We start from the raw sequence: 14,990 nt of genomic DNA, 5'->3' as shown, positions 1-14,990 counted from the left end.
TCTTATTTGGATTGCAAAATTAATAATTATTTTGATTAATAATTTCGTTTAATACAATTTTTACCTCAACAAATAAACTTCACCTTTATCATTACTACTGTTACTTCCGAGTATAAAATCAGAATTCATTGGAAGAATCTTAAAAGTAAAACCGCTATTCTTATTTTTTTCTAAAAAAGCAATGATTTCTTTAAAAGAAAAACTATTATTATCTAGTATTATTTCTATTCTTTTTTTTACTTGAGTGTCATGCGAAAATAACGGTTTTTGACTAATATCTGTTAATTGAGTACTCTTTTTTGAAAAGAATTAGAAACTTTTTCACATAATTCCGTACTAAGGGTATATACAACATATTCATCTACATCATAGGAAACTTGCTTTTGTTGCTTACTCTTAAATAAGGCAAATGCTAAAGCACCTAACTTCATTATAAAATTAAAAAAAGAGCTCTTCCAAAATGCTTATTATAAAAAAACTGCATTGCATCACTAAATCGTTTAATATACTTCTGATCTCGAGCAGTACTTTCTCCTTTATAGTGTATTACAGTCGTATCATGGTAATAATAATTTTGTAAACCTTCTTTTAGTACTAAATAACTCAAATCTATGTCATCTGAATACATAAAACACCCCTCATCAAAACCTCCTAATTTCAAATACAAATGACGCTTCATTAGCATAAACGCTCCCACTAATATATCCACTTCACCAGATTGATTCGTACTTAAATGCTGCGCATAGTACTGATTGAACCATTTTATTTTTGGGAAAATTTTATATAATCCAAATATTTTGGTAAAGGCTACCCAAGGCGTGGGTACACCTCGTTTACACTCAGGCAGAAAGTTACCAGTGCCATCAATGAGTTTGCAACCTATTATACCTATTTTAAAAGAGATTACTTCGTGCCTCGCAATGACTTTTCGAAAAGTATCTTCCGCGACAATGGTATCAGGGTTTAGTATACAAATATATTCTCCTTTAGCCTGGGCAACTCCTATATTATTCCCTTTAGGAAAACCATAATTTTCTTTATTTTCAATCAGTTTCACCTCAGGAAACTTAACTTTCATCATCGCACAGCTATCATCTGATGAATTATTATCAATCACAATAATTTCTCCATCAATTCCTTGAAGTGCTTTTTCAACACTTAACACGCAGGTTTCTAAAAAATAGCGGACGTTGTAGTTGAGAATGATTACGGAGAGTTGCATTTTTAATGAGTAAATTTGAAAATGAGATTAATTCAATTTGACAGACAGTATCTACGAAATCTCTATCTCTGGAAATGTAAAATAAAAATGTATAAAATTTCTAATATTCCTTTCCGAAAAACCATTACTAAATTCATTGGAATTTTCTACGAAAATCCTTTTATTATTTTCTTTTCCGTTTTGTTCTTTTTCTACTATTTTTCTATCAATATCACGGTAAACCTCTATCGTAGCAGTATTAATTGCCTGATAGTTTTTTTGTCTTGCTTGTGAAAGAATTTGTTTGATTTCTTTAATAAAAGCCCTCATTTTACTCCATATTACCTCAGGAACTTTCGATCCGATTTTTATAAAATCAAAATTGCAACTTTATTTTATAAAAACAAAAGTAAATTCCAAGCAATAAAAAGAAGGGGCTATTACTGGAATGCTAAATCAAAAATACCTTATTTTAGCAACATAATAGAAAAGCCATGCAATCTAAAGAACAGTACTTCAATTTTCTTTACTTATTCATCATTTTATTTTGTTTTAACGGATTTAGTCAAAAAATAAATCAATCTAAGCAAGAACTAAACAAGAAGGAAACCAATTCACAAAACACTTCCCAAGCGAATCCTAATCAACAAAGCCGTACTAACTATAACGACGCAAGTGACAATTTATTTTTTAGATCTTTTCCTTTACCTTTCATATTATGCTATAGTAGGAAAGCCTTTGTAACTAAAAACTTCAGCATCGACTCCACTATTCTTTAGAGTAACATATAAATAACGAACCTATCAAAACTTTTTGACATCAAAGGAAAATATCACTTAAAAAACATGTTTTTTGCATTAGGCTATGAGCACCTTCAAATTGATACTCCAACCTATAATTATTTAACAACGAGACTGCGATTCTATTTTTAAATTAAATAATAAATACATCACAATGAAATCATTAAAAATTTTATTTTTTCTACTATTCTGCCTCTCTATGGACGCACAAACTAATGAAGTAGAACAAAACTACACCAAAAAAGAAGTTTACATAACCATGAGAGATGGGATTAAACTTTTCACTAGTATCTACATCCCTAAAGATATTTCTAAGACAAATACATATCCTTTTTTAATGCAGAGAACTTGCTATAGTGTAGCTCCTTATGGAATAGATAAATTTGATAATTTATTAGGATATAGCAAAGAGCTTCAAAAAGACAAATACATCTTCGTTTTTCAAGATGTGAGAGGTCGATATATGAGTGAAGGTCAATTTACTAATATGACCCCACAAGTAGATCATAAAACAAAAAAAGACATTGATGAAAGTACCGATACCTATGATACTATTGATTGGTTAATCAAAAATATACCGAACAATAATGGAAAGGTAGGACAATACGGCATTTCCTATCCTGGTTTCTACACCGCAGTTGGCGCCTTATCAAATCACCCTGCACTGGTTGCCTCTTCTCCCCAAGCGCCTGTATCCGATTTTTATTTTGATGATTTTCATCATAATGGTGCTTTTTTAATGGCTTATTTCCGTACGTTTCCAGTATTTGGTGTTCAAAAACAAAAAAATGAAACGGATCAATGGTATTTAAATTCATTTATAAAACCGACTTCTAAAGACGGAAGTCTTTTTACAACGAAATAGGAACCCTAAAACAAGCTACAGACAAGTATTACAAAGATAACTTTTTCATGCAAGAAGTATTAAAACACCCTAATTATGATATTTTTTGGCAAAAACGCAACTTACTTCCTCATCTAAAAAATATTAAACATGCCATACTTACTGTAGGCGGATGGTTTGATGCAGAAGATTTAGCAGGTCCTTTAAACATTTATAAAACCATAGAAAAAAACAACCCTAAAACACAAAATACGATTGTAATGGGTCCCTTTTCACATGGCGGTTGGGCTATAGAAGAAGGCAAGCACTATCATAATGATATTTATTTTGGCGATAGTATTGCTACATTTTACAAACGAAATATAGAACGCAAATTTTTTAATCATTATCTCAAAGAAAATTCTAAAAATCCTGTAGCATTGCCTGAAGCTTATATGTATGACACAGGGAATAAAAAATGGAATGAATTCTCCTCTTGGCCACCAAATAACAAAACGAAATTAAATTTTTACTTAGTTGAAAACGGTCAATTAACTAATTCTAAACCTAATATTCAAAACAGTTCAGAATATTTTAGCGACCCTAACAAACCTGTACCGAGCACCATGATTTTTAATGAACTAAACAATTTTACCCCTAGAAAATACATGAGTGAAGACCAAAGATTTGCAACAAGTAGACCCGATGTAGTAACCTTTACTACTGATATTCTAACTGAAGATATTACATTTGCTGGTGAATTAACAGCTAATTTAACTGTAAGCAGTTCCTCTACTGATGCTGATTTTATAATAAAAATAATAGATGTATATCCTGCCAATGAAAAAGAAAACCCAGAAAGACCAAGTGTCATCATGGCTAATTATCATCAAATGGTTCGGAGTGAAATCATGCCTGCTCGATTTAGAAATAGCTTTGAAAAACCTGAAGCTTTAACCCCAAACCAACAAACTACAGTTAAATTTAAACTTCAAGATGTATTACATACTTTTAAAAAAGGACACAAAATACAAATTCAAGTACAAAGTTCATGGTACCCTTTAATGGCTATTAATCCACAAAAATTCATAGACAACCCTCATTTGGCAAACAAAGAAGATTATACAAAAGCTTTCATTAAAATTTACAATAACAGCTCTATTGAAGCTGATATTCTTAAATAGTTATAAGCTGTCCTTCCAGGACAGCTTTTTTTTTGAATAGCAAATCCCTACTTTTGCATCAATCAATTTTCAAATTGATTCATCTTCAAATTATCTAATTAATTATGAATTACCTTTCAGTAGAAAATATATCCAAATCTTATGGCGAACGCGTTTTGTTTGAAGATTTATCTTTTGGCATTAATAAAGATCAAAAAATAGCTTTCGTAGCTAAAAATGGTACAGGAAAAACCTCTATTCTTCGAATTATAACGGGTGAAGATACTCCTGACAGTGGTCAAATCATTATGCGAAAAGAAATCCGTATGGCTTTCTTATCGCAGGAACCTAATTTACAAAATGAATTAACCATTGAAGAAAGCATTTTTGCTAGTGATAATGAAATCCTGAAAGTAATAGAACAATACGAAAAAGCATTGCAAAATCCTGAAGAGGAAGAAGCTTACCAAAAAGCTTTTGACAATATGGATCGTCATAATGCTTGGGATTTTGAAACGCAATACAAGCAAATTCTTTTCAAACTAAAACTAGAAGACTTAAAACTTAAAGTTAAAAACTTATCAGGAGGACAAAAGAAACGTCTGGCATTAGCGATCATTTTGATTAACAAACCTGATTTATTGATCTTAGATGAGCCTACTAACCACTTAGATTTAGAAATGATTGAATGGTTAGAGAATTATTTTGCCAAAGAAAACATTACTTTATTTATGGTAACCCACGACCGTTTCTTTTTGGAGCGTGTATGTAATGAAATTATCGAACTAGAAAATGGTAAAATTTACCAATACAAAGGAAACTATTCGTATTATTTACAAAAAAAAGAAGAACGAATAGCCTCTGAAAATGCAAGTATTGACAAAGCTAAAAACCTTTTTGTAAAAGAACTGGAATGGATGCGTCGTCAACCTAAAGCGCGTACCACTAAATCGAAATCACGCCAAGATGACTTTTATGTCATCAAAGAAAAAGCCCAAAGTCGTCGCAGAGAAAATGTAGTGGAATTAGAAATTAATATGGAACGCATGGGAAGTAAGATTATCGAACTTCATAAAGTTTCTAAAAAATTTAATGAACGAATTATTCTTGATGGCTTTGACTACACCTTTAACAAAGGAGAGCGCATCGGGATTATTGGTAAAAATGGTACTGGAAAATCATCTTTCTTAAACATCCTTACACAAACCATTCAACCCGATGGCGGTAAAGTAGTGATAGGCGAAACCATTAAAGTGGGCTATTATACCCAAGCAGGCATCAACCCTAAACCAGAACAAAAAGTAATTGATATTATTAAGGAGTTTGGAGAATATATTCCTCTCACAAAAGGAAGAACCATTTCGGCTGGTGGCTTATTGGAACGCTTTTTATTTGACCGTAAAAAACAACACGATTATGTAGAAAAATTAAGTGGTGGCGAATTAAAACGCTTGTATTTATGCACTGTTTTAATTCAAAATCCGAATTTTTTAATACTAGATGAGCCTACCAATGATTTGGATATCGTAACATTGAATGTACTTGAAAATTTCTTATTAGATTATCCAGGTTGTCTTTTAGTGGTAAGTCACGATCGCTATTTTATGGATAAAATTGTAGATCATTTGTTTGTGTTTAGAGGGCAAGGGGTGATTGAGGATTTCCCAGGTAACTATTCTGATTTTAGAGCTTATGAAGATAGTAACGAACCTCTAAAAGACGAAAAGATTGCTTCGTCCCCCGCAAAATCATGGAAAGAGAAACAAGTCAAACAAGGTTTAACTTTTCAAGAGCAAAAAGAATTTCAAAAAATTGAAAGAGAAATCAAGGATTTAGAGGCGAAAAAGAAAGAAATTGAAGATCAATTTTCAAATGGCAATGTTGCTGATGACCAAATCGAATCTAAAGCTAATGAATTACAAAAAATCATCCAAAAATTAGAAGAAAACGAAGAACGTTGGTTCGAGTTGAGTGCGAAGATGGAAGAATAATAATAAAAAGTAATTAGTAAAAAATAGAAAGTAAATAGTTAATCACTCTTTACTTATAACTCTAAATGATACAACTAGTAAAATCATACCTAAAATTCCTAAAAAACTCCACCAATCAACACGGAGTTCACTCTCCTTTTGTTTTTAGTTTAGTAACTAAATGTTTTTATGACAAAACTAATTATCCTGAATACAAACTTTTAAAAGAATATAGAAAGAGCTTACTTCAAAACAAAGAATACATTGAGGTAACCGATTTTGGTGCAGGTTCAAGAGTTTTTAAATCAAACAAAAGGCAAATTTCGGCAATTGCTAAAAACGCTGGAGTTTCTAAAAAAGAGCACAATTACTATTTAGAATTGTTCGTTATTTTCAACCTGACTCGATCTATAACGAACAGGCGAAGCAAACTATTTTAGAAATTGGTACTTCATTAGGTTTGGCAACTTCAGCATTGTCATTGGGTAATTTAAAGAGTAACATCACCACATTAGAAGGCTGTCAAAATACAAATTCAATTTCAAAAATTCAATTTCAAAAATTCAATTTCAATAACGTAGAATGCGTTAACACTGAATTTTCAAAATATCTTAAAAACTTCCAACTTCCAACTTCCAACTTCCAACTCATCTACTTTGATGGCAATCATTCCAAAAAAGCTACTCTCGAATATTTTGAATTATTACTTCCCTCTATAACTAACGATTCTGTTTGGATATTTGACGACATTCATTGGTCTAAAGAAATGGAAGAAGCGTGGGAAATCATAAAAAATCATTCTAAAGTTAAAGTCACCATTGATACTTTTCAGTGGGGATTGGTTTTCTTTAGAAAAGAACAAGAAAAAGAGCATTTTACCATACGAATATGAGAAAATGCTCTTTAAAAATTTACTTTTGAAAATTGTTAAAAAGAAGTATTTAAATTTAAAGACAGTCCACTACTTTCAGGAACCATTCTACAAACACCACCTACACAAACTAAACCTCCTCTTTGTCTTCCATAAACTAACTGGATACGAGTTGATTTTCTTCTAAAAACCCCACCAAAATTATAATAATGATGACGTTTTTCATCATCCTCATTTCCATAATTATAAAGATCCATTGCGTAAAGTGAGAATTTTTGATTAAAATTAAATTCTAAAGTACCTCCTGCCCAATTTTTCTTATCATAATCTGCCCAAAGATGTTCTCCTAAAATTCTAAACGAGCGATTTGTGTTTTTAAATTTATAACTTGTCTCAAGCCCTACAACATTCGTTTTAACTAGTCCATAAGTTTCTTCAATCATTTTTTTGTTATAATATTGATTGATATAAACAAAATTCATAGATAAATTATCATTGAACTTCTTATCAATTTCTAGATTATAATCTGAAAAATACTTTTGTCCAAAACCGAAAAAGTCAGTTTGATAACCTCTTGGTACAGCTGCTGTGTTTAAATCTGCACTTCCTCCGAATGAATATCTACCAGATAATCCATACCAAGTTGAAGCATTTAATCCAATTTTGGTACCATACTTACCACCTAATGCAGTACCTTTTTTAAAATTGTAAAATATATCTAGCTGCCCTCCTATTTCGCCTGCTTTTATTATGGTTTCATCTGGCATAGATACGTTTGGCTGCGCTTGATATACATAAATATTTGCTAAACTATAATGATGTTGCTTAGTAAGACTTGGGATAAAATTCATTATCTTATCGTTGTATATATTTCCTTTTGCTCTTCTTTCAGAAAAGAAACTCATATTTTCCATTCTTCTAAAAGTTGCATCAATACCAAATCCTTTTTTAGAAAATCCAGTATTTACTAAAAAAGCATTACCATCTTTTATAAAATTATTGTTGATTTGTCTTACTTCAACTATAGCATCAAGAGTTTTGTAATCATATTCTGTTGAAAAATAAAAAGTACCTTTAGTAAAGTTTAATCGACTAGAATAAGCATTTGTCAAACTAAGAAAATTTGGTTTATAAACATCCGTTAACTCATTTCTACCTACATAACTAAAGCCTATTTCAAGTCCAAATGAATCTTTTTTAAAGAGATTAGCAATGTCAATATCAGCATTAAGCCCGTAAATATCAGAAGAATTAACAACATCAAAACCAGAACGTTGTCTCCCTACTAATCCAGTCATTGAAATAAATTCAAAAGGTTTATAAATGATTCTTCCTCCTCTCAAAGCATTATTTATCCCTAATGCTCTATCTTCCCAAGTACGAAGAATTAATCCACTCCCAAACTGTTGATATAAATACCCAACCGTTATATCAAGTTTATTCGATTTATAGTTTAAATACCAAGTACCAACATTAGTTTTTTTATACTCTGGATTGTAATTTAACAAGGCTTGATCAACATAAGATTCACCTTGAATCCCTGCTGTAAAACGTTTATAATTGTAATTAACTCCTAAATAATTATTAGATCTTATTGGATATTCTGGTTGTATAACTTTTAATCCATTATCATTAACATACCATTGCGAATTTGATTCAAAAAAACCAAATACTTTCCCATAATCTTTTTAGGTGTTTCTTCAGTTTGATTTTCTTGGGCGAAGAATATAGTAGATGCAAATAAACAAAAAAACGAAATTATTTTTTTTTAACATGGGGCTAAAGAGTCTTTAATTTGTTATACAATTCTTGTTCACTTCCTGGTGTATAACCGTTTTGTGTGTAAACAATTTTTCCATTTTTAATAATCATAGTGAAAGGAGGATTAACTACACCCATGGCTCTTTTAAAATCTTGATTGGTGTCCAATAAAACTTTATAATTCCAATCTTTACCTTTAACTAAAGGTTTAACTCTTTTTTGAGTTCTTGAATCATCAATAGAAACAGCTACAATTTCAAGATTTAAATTTTGTTTCCATTCATCTTGGATTTCAGCCATTTCTTCAAGTTCTTTAATACAAGGTCCACACCAAGTTGCCCAAAAGGAAAAAATGTACAACTTGTCTTTTTCAACAAAATCTTTTTAATTGAAACATCCTTGTTTTCTAAGTCTTTCAAGATAAGGTCTGGCATTTTTTGTTGAGCAACAGCAGCGCTAACAGTAAGAAAAAAAAACAGACTTTTAATAGTTTTTAACATAATATTAGTTTTTTTTGCTAAAGTATTTTGTTTTTGCGATCTTTGCAAGCTTTTATCTAAACTAACCTAAAATAACATTATGAATTTTTCAAAAGCCTTATCAGTTCTAGCTGTAGTTTTTTTATTATCTTGTAGTAAAGACAACAACAATGATCAAACTCCTCTTCCTGTTGCAGAAACTCCTGAGTATACAAAGAAATTTACAAAAAATGTACTTATTGAAGATTATACTGGTACATGGTGTGGTTTTTGCCCAAGAATAGCATACAGTATAATAAAAGTAAAAGAAAACACAACAAAAGCTGTTTCTGTTGCTATTCACGGAGGAAGCCGTGGTTCTGACCCTTATATTTATTCAGGAACATTACCTATAAATATTTCAGGATATCCTACTGGTAAATTAAACAGACTAACAGATTGGACTTACCCTGAAAACTCAAACATTTTACAACCTATTGCTTTAACAAGTAATAATACCGACCTAGGATTAGCTATGACATCTACTGTAGCTTCAGGAAATATAAACCTTGATGTAAAAGTTAAATTCCTTAAAGATTATACTAATTTAAAATTAGTTGTTTATGTGGTAGAAGATGGATTAGTTTACAATCAAAGTAATTATACATCATTCTTTGGAGGTGCATCAACTTTAGTTAATTTTGTTCATGATGATGTCCTTAGAAAATGTTTAACAACAAGCATATTAGGTGATGTTTTAACAGGCACTACTACTAATGCAACTGTAACTAAAAACTTCAACATTGCTGTACCTAGTAATATTTCAGATCCTACAAAAATGAAATTTGTTGCTTTTGTTGTAGATCAAACTGGTAACGCATTAAATGTAAGAAAATCAAATCCAAACGAAAACCAATCTTTCCAAGTTAATCCATAGTAGAATCATAAATTCAAAAAAAAAGCTTAAGTTTAAACACTTAAGCTTTTTTTTGTCATTAAGTGTAACATTTTTTAAGATTTTGACACAAATAACAATAATAGTCACCAAATGGACAACGCACTCATCAAGATAACAAATATAAAACGCGATTTTCAATTAGGCAGTGAAACGATCCATGTTTTAAAAGGTATCGATTTACAAATCAAAAAAGGCGAATACGTTGCTTTAATGGGACCTTCTGGTTCTGGAAAATCTACCCTCATGAATTTATTAGGTTGCCTTGACACCCCTACATCAGGTCAATATATTCTGAACGGAAAAGATGTTTCAAAAATGATTGATGATGAATTAGCTGAAATTAGAAATAAGGAAATTGGTTTCGTATTCCAAACATTCAACCTCTTACCAAGAACAACCGCTTTAGACAATGTAGCATTACCTATGATTTATGCAGGATACTCAAAAGCTGACAGAACAGAACGTGCTAAAGAGGTACTCAATCAAGTTGGATTAAGTGATCGTATGGATCATCAACCTAACCAACTTTCAGGAGGTCAACGACAACGTGTAGCGGTGGCAAGAGCTTTAGTAAACAAACCTTCGATTATTCTTGCCGATGAGCCCACAGGAAATTTAGATAGTAAGACTTCAATAGAAATCATGAAACTCTTTAATGAAATTCATGCTAATGGAAATACTGTAATTTTAGTAACACACGAAGAAGATATAGCACAACATGCACATCGTATTATTCGCTTAAAAGATGGACTTATTGAAAGTGATAATCTAAATAACCATTAACATTTCATTATCACTTTTTAAAATCATAACAATTATTTTTGATCTTTAAATTAATTTAACTAACAATGCTAAGTAAATTTAAGTTTGTTTTAACAGCTGCTGCTTTTTCAACAGTTGCTCTGGCCCAAAGCCAACACCAGTGGAAAGAAGCCACCAGTAATAGTTACACCTATAAGTATGTAACGAACGACCCTACTAAAGCGCGTTTTTATACACTAAAAAACGGCTTAACTGTCATTTTAAGTCCAACAAACAAAGACCCTCGCATTCAAGCATACGTTGCGGTAAAAGCAGGAAGTAAAACCGATCCTTCTACTAACACAGGGCTGGCACACTATTTAGAGCATATGCTTTTTAAAGGAACCGACAAATATGGTTCTTTAGATTGGGCAAAAGAACAAGTAGAATTAAGTAAAATTGATGCCTTATACGAGCAGTACAACAAGAATACAGATGAAGCACAACGTAAAGCTATCTACAAAAAAATCGACTCTATTTCTGGTGTAGCAAGCAAATTTGCTATCGCTAATGAATATGACAAGATGATGAGTGCTATGGGGGCACAAGGAACGAATGCCTTCACCTCATTTGAACAAACCGTATATACTGATGATGTCCCAAGTAGCTCTATTGATAAATATTTAGCGGTACAAGCAGAACGTTTCCGCAACCCTATTTTACGTATCTTCCATACCGAATTAGAAGCAGTGTATGAAGAAAAAAACCGTACATTAGACAATGACGGACGTAAAATTTTCGAAACGTTATTTGCTAACCTATTCCAAAAACACAATTACGGTTTACAAACAACTATCGGAACAGTGGAGCACTTAAAAAATCCTTCATTAGTAGAAATTCGTAAGTATTTCAACAAATACTATGTTCCTAACAATATGGCAATCATTTTATCAGGAGATTTCAATTCTGATGAAATGATTAAAAAAATAGATCAAGCTTTTGGTTATATGCAAGCTAAACCAGTTGAAAAATATACGTTTCAACCAGAAGCGCCAATTTCTGCTCCTATTGTAAAAGAAATAGTTGGTCCTGATGCTGAAAGCTTAACTATAGGATTCCGTTTACCTAGTAATAAAGATAAAGATGCCTTATTAGCAGATTTAGTGGGACAAATTTTAACCAATGGAAAAGCTGGTTTATTAGACTTAAACTTAGTTAAAAAACAAAAATTACTAAGAGCAAGCGCTTTCACTTACTCATTAATTGATTACGGAGTATTGTATTTTTCAGCTTCACCTACAAACGGACAATCATTAGAAGAAGTAAAAACGTTGGTTTTAGCTGAAATCGAAAACCTTAAAAAGGAAATTTTGATGACAACTTGATTCCATCAATTATCAATAATATTAAAAAATCGAAGATTTACGAAACTGAAAAATACGGTGACAGAGCAAGTTCTTTAATGGATGCGTTTACAGCTGAATTAGATTGGAGAGACCAAGTGGCATATGTAAACGATTTATCAAAAATCAAAAAAGAAGATATCGTTGCTTTTGCAAATAAATATTTAGGCAATAACTATGTTGCTATCTTAAAACGTAAAGGTGAAGCACCAGCTTCTAACAAAATTGAAAAGCCTAGCATCACTCCAGTAGAAACAAATGCTGACAAACAATCGGCTTTTGTAAAAATGGTAAACGATATGCCAAGTGTTGCCGCACAACCTGTTTTCTTAGATTTCAACAAAGACATTCAAAAATCTAAAATTGGTAAAGCTGAGGTTTTATATGTTGCCAATACGGACAATGATATTTTCCGCTTAAAATACCGTTACAAAATTGGTTCATTAAACGATTTAAAACAGTCAATTGCGTCACAATACATTCAATTCTTAGGAACTGATAAAATGACAGCTGAACAAATTTCAAAAGAATTCTATAAAATTGCTTGTAGCTTTAATGTAAGTACTGGAGAAGAATATACAACTGTGACAATTGAAGGTTTACAAGAAAACTTTGAAAAAGCAGTAAAATTATACGAAGACATCATCAATAATTTAAAAGCTAACGAAGAAGCATTAAAAGCATTAAAATCTCGTTTAGCAAAATCTCGTAAAGACGCTAAAGCTAACAAAGGAGCTATCTTACAAGGATTGACTAGCTATGCACAATTTGGTGCTAAAAACAAATTCAACAATACACTTTCAGACGCTGCTTTAGAAGCAATGACAGCACAAGAATTAGTTGATCGCATCAAAAATTTAAACAATTACGAGCAAACCGTAATTTACTACGGACCACAACCTTTACCAGTAATAGTTGGTAAATTAAAAACGATACACTCAGTACCTGCTACTTTCGCAATAGCGCCTGCTACAAAAGAATTCAAGCAAGTAGTACAAACTGCTAACCAAGTTTTATTTACAGATTACGATATGGTACAGGCAGAAACACGTTGGATAAGAAACACTGACAGCTATGATTCTAGTAAAACCCCTATGGTTAATGTTTTCAATAATTATTTTGGAGGAGGCATGGGCTCTTTAGTTTTCCAAACCATCCGCGAGAGTAAAGCTTTAGCTTATAGTACTTACGGTTTTTATGTAGCTCCACAAAAGAAAGATCAGCAATATTATATGATGAGTTACGTGGGTAGCCAAGCTGATAAATTTAAAGAGGCGACTACAGCAATGAATGAATTATTGACTAAAATGCCTGAATTACCCGTTAATTTAGATTTAGCTAAAACAGGTGTTAAAAAGACATTCAAACCGAGCGTATCACGCAAGACAACATCATTTTTACCTATTTAGCGAACAAGCAATTAGGCGAAACTACCGATTCTAGAAAGAAAATTTACACCGCAGTGGATGCCATCACTATGCAAGATGTTAAAAATTTCCACAGCAATTACTTAGCAGGAAAACCGTATACCTATGCTATTGTAGCTTCTGAGAAAAAAGTTTCTTTAGACGATATGAAAAAATTAGGCGAGGTTAAAAAAATCTCTTTAGAAGAATTATTCGGGTACTAATACTTTCAAATAATACTACAAAAGACCATTCGAAAGAGTGGTCTTTTTAGTTTTAATCAAATTCTATTTTATAATTTTGGATTCGAAAAAACTTAACCGCTAAGTTCGCAAAGAATTACGCGAAGAACACAAAAATCTACTTTGTGATACTCTGTGTTAAACTTTGTGATACTCTGTGAAACAAAAAATTTCAACATGAAAGTATACACAAAAACAGGTGACAAAGGAACCACAGCCCTATTTGGTGGCACACGCGTTCCTAAACATCATATAAGAATAGAAAGTTACGGCACGGTTGACGAATTAAACTCTTACATTGGGTTAATTCGTGATCAAGAAATGAATCCCCTATATAAAGCCGTACTGATAGAAGTTCAAGATCGCTTATTTACACTTGGTGCCATTCTTGCTACACCACCCGAAAAAGAAGTTTTAAAGAACGGTCGAAAACGATTACAAAATCTGGGTTTAACAGAGACTGATATCGAATATTTAGAAAACGAAATCGATAAAATGGAGACTGATTTACCACCAATGACACATTTTGTATTGCCAGGTGGCCACACTACTGTGTCACATTGTCATATTGCACGCTGTGTATGCCGTCGTGCCGAGCGTTTAGCTACCCATTTGCATGAAGAAGAACCTACTGATGACCTTGTTTTAAAATATCTGAACCGACTTTCTGACTACCTTTTTGTACTGGCACGAAAGTTGTCACATGATTTGAACGCTAACGAGGTGCCTTGGATACCAAGAAAGTGATTTCAGATTGCTTATTTTTGAATTTAGATTGAAGAAATAACCTTCAAAAAAATCTCAAATCGTTAATTAAAAATCATCAATCAATATGTTCTTAAATTTAACCGAAAATAAATCAAAAAAAACTTGATTTTTGAGTAGAAAAATTATATTTGCAAAAATTAAAATTTCAACAAAGATGTATTGGACATTAGAATTAGCATCATATTTAAGCGATGCTCCATGGCCTGCTACTAAAGACGAATTAATCGACTACGCTATTAGAACTGGTGCTCCATTAGAAGTGGTAGAAAACCTACAATCAATAGAGGACGAGGGCGAGATTTATGAATCTATGGAAGAAATTTGGCCTGATTATCCATCAGACGAAGATTATCTTTGGAACGAGGATGAGTATTAAGCATAAACCTACTAAAAAAGTCTCTTAAGAGGCTTTTTTTTTGGTATTT

At 31.8% G+C, this 14,990-nt stretch carries 12 protein-coding genes and 3 pseudogenes; 9 read left to right on the top strand and 6 right to left on the bottom strand.

Annotated elements, in window-relative coordinates; translation table 11 throughout:
• Positions 1 to 281: 281 nt before the first annotated feature.
• From JJC03_RS19215 to JJC03_RS10570, 3 genes are read right to left on the bottom strand one after another with little or no spacing between them, the layout of a single operon-like run.
• Positions 282 to 431, bottom strand: coding sequence for a hypothetical protein (locus JJC03_RS19215; RefSeq protein WP_258932653.1), 150 nt, complete (start codon positions 429 to 431; stop codon positions 282 to 284).
• Positions 431 to 1,222 carry a glycosyltransferase family 2 protein gene (locus JJC03_RS10575; RefSeq protein WP_374226226.1) on the bottom strand — a complete coding sequence of 264 codons (792 nt, stop codon included), beginning with the start codon at positions 1,220 to 1,222 and terminating at the stop codon, positions 431 to 433. Before JJC03_RS10575 ends, JJC03_RS19215 begins: the two co-directional genes overlap by 1 nt.
• A 51-nt stretch (positions 1,223 to 1,273) precedes the next feature.
• Positions 1,274 to 1,531, bottom strand: coding sequence for a DUF1016 N-terminal domain-containing protein (locus tag JJC03_RS10570; protein WP_235873297.1), 258 nt, complete (start codon positions 1,529 to 1,531; stop codon positions 1,274 to 1,276).
• Between the two features lie 624 nt (positions 1,532 to 2,155).
• On the opposite strand from JJC03_RS10570, the gene JJC03_RS18830 reads away from it, so the two are divergent.
• The 4 genes and pseudogenes from JJC03_RS18830 to JJC03_RS10555 all read left to right on the top strand — a co-directional run bounded on the left by JJC03_RS18830 (position 2,156) and on the right by JJC03_RS10555 (position 6,849).
• Entirely contained in the window at positions 2,156 to 2,866 is a 711-nt protein-coding gene (locus JJC03_RS18830) for a CocE/NonD family hydrolase (RefSeq protein WP_309597642.1), read from the top strand.
• A gap of 47 nt (positions 2,867 to 2,913) precedes the next feature.
• A complete protein-coding gene (locus JJC03_RS18825) occupies positions 2,914 to 4,008 on the top strand; it encodes a CocE/NonD family hydrolase (protein WP_309597641.1) in 1,095 nt (364 codons plus the stop codon).
• Positions 4,009 to 4,112: 104 nt separating this feature from the next.
• On the top strand, positions 4,113 to 5,978 hold the full coding sequence (locus tag JJC03_RS10560) for an ABC-F family ATP-binding cassette domain-containing protein (RefSeq protein ID WP_088398056.1): 1,866 nt from the start codon (positions 4,113 to 4,115) through the stop codon (positions 5,976 to 5,978).
• Positions 5,979 to 6,043: 65 nt separating this feature from the next.
• Positions 6,044 to 6,849: pseudogene (locus tag JJC03_RS10555) on the top strand (O-methyltransferase).
• Positions 6,850 to 6,884: 35 nt separating this feature from the next.
• Here the strand turns inward: JJC03_RS10555 and JJC03_RS10550 are convergent.
• The 3 genes and pseudogenes from JJC03_RS10550 to JJC03_RS17870 all read right to left on the bottom strand — a co-directional run.
• Positions 6,885 to 8,450: pseudogene (locus JJC03_RS10550) on the bottom strand (DUF6029 family protein); the annotation flags it as partial.
• A gap of 157 nt (positions 8,451 to 8,607) precedes the next feature.
• Positions 8,608 to 8,949 (bottom strand): TlpA family protein disulfide reductase, encoded by a 342-nt coding sequence (locus JJC03_RS10545; RefSeq protein WP_258931559.1) that lies wholly within the window; start codon positions 8,947 to 8,949, stop codon positions 8,608 to 8,610.
• Entirely contained in the window at positions 8,853 to 9,089 is a 237-nt protein-coding gene (locus JJC03_RS17870; protein ID WP_258932652.1) for a hypothetical protein, read from the bottom strand. The genes JJC03_RS10545 and JJC03_RS17870 overlap by 97 nt, the downstream gene beginning before the upstream one ends.
• 79 nt (positions 9,090 to 9,168) lie before the next feature.
• Between JJC03_RS17870 and JJC03_RS10540 the strand changes: the two genes are divergently transcribed.
• From JJC03_RS10540 to JJC03_RS10520, 5 genes and pseudogenes are all read left to right on the top strand, one after another.
• Positions 9,169 to 9,984: an Omp28-related outer membrane protein gene (locus JJC03_RS10540; protein WP_088398053.1), complete on the top strand. Its 816-nt coding sequence runs from the start codon at positions 9,169 to 9,171 to the stop codon at positions 9,982 to 9,984.
• Positions 9,985 to 10,095: 111 nt separating this feature from the next.
• Entirely contained in the window at positions 10,096 to 10,788 is a 693-nt protein-coding gene (locus JJC03_RS10535; RefSeq protein ID WP_088398052.1) for an ABC transporter ATP-binding protein, read from the top strand.
• 65 nt (positions 10,789 to 10,853) lie between these two features.
• Positions 10,854 to 13,779 (top strand): annotated as a pseudogene (locus tag JJC03_RS10530) (M16 family metallopeptidase).
• 195 nt (positions 13,780 to 13,974) lie between these two features.
• Positions 13,975 to 14,544: a cob(I)yrinic acid a,c-diamide adenosyltransferase gene (locus tag JJC03_RS10525; protein ID WP_088444563.1), complete on the top strand. Its 570-nt coding sequence runs from the start codon at positions 13,975 to 13,977 to the stop codon at positions 14,542 to 14,544.
• 175 nt (positions 14,545 to 14,719) lie between these two features.
• Entirely contained in the window at positions 14,720 to 14,941 is a 222-nt protein-coding gene (locus JJC03_RS10520) for a DUF2795 domain-containing protein (RefSeq protein WP_014166495.1), read from the top strand.
• Positions 14,942 to 14,990: the final 49 nt, after the last annotated feature.

It is taken from the genome of Flavobacterium oreochromis, assembly GCF_019565455.1.
Classification (GTDB): Bacteria; Bacteroidota; Bacteroidia; order Flavobacteriales; family Flavobacteriaceae; genus Flavobacterium; species Flavobacterium oreochromis.
This window is presented reverse-complemented; position numbering and strand designations above follow the sequence as displayed.

Coding starts and splice junctions, on each gene's coding strand:
- JJC03_RS19215 (WP_258932653.1), bottom strand. CDS start 431: ATGAAGTTAGGTGCTTTAGCATTTGCCTTATTTAAGAGTAAGCAACAA.
- JJC03_RS10575 (WP_374226226.1), bottom strand. CDS start 1,222: ATGCAACTCTCCGTAATCATTCTCAACTACAACGTCCGCTATTTTTTA.
- JJC03_RS10570 (WP_235873297.1), bottom strand. CDS start 1,531: ATGAGGGCTTTTATTAAAGAAATCAAACAAATTCTTTCACAAGCAAGA.
- JJC03_RS18830 (WP_309597642.1), top strand. CDS start 2,156: ATGAAATCATTAAAAATTTTATTTTTTCTACTATTCTGCCTCTCTATG.
- JJC03_RS18825 (WP_309597641.1), top strand. CDS start 2,914: ATGCAAGAAGTATTAAAACACCCTAATTATGATATTTTTTGGCAAAAA.
- JJC03_RS10560 (WP_088398056.1), top strand. CDS start 4,113: ATGAATTACCTTTCAGTAGAAAATATATCCAAATCTTATGGCGAACGC.
- JJC03_RS17870 (WP_258932652.1), bottom strand. CDS start 9,089: ATGTTAAAAACTATTAAAAGTCTGTTTTTTTTTCTTACTGTTAGCGCT.
- JJC03_RS10540 (WP_088398053.1), top strand. CDS start 9,169: ATGAATTTTTCAAAAGCCTTATCAGTTCTAGCTGTAGTTTTTTTATTA.
- JJC03_RS10535 (WP_088398052.1), top strand. CDS start 10,096: ATGGACAACGCACTCATCAAGATAACAAATATAAAACGCGATTTTCAA.
- JJC03_RS10525 (WP_088444563.1), top strand. CDS start 13,975: ATGAAAGTATACACAAAAACAGGTGACAAAGGAACCACAGCCCTATTT.
- JJC03_RS10520 (WP_014166495.1), top strand. CDS start 14,720: ATGTATTGGACATTAGAATTAGCATCATATTTAAGCGATGCTCCATGG.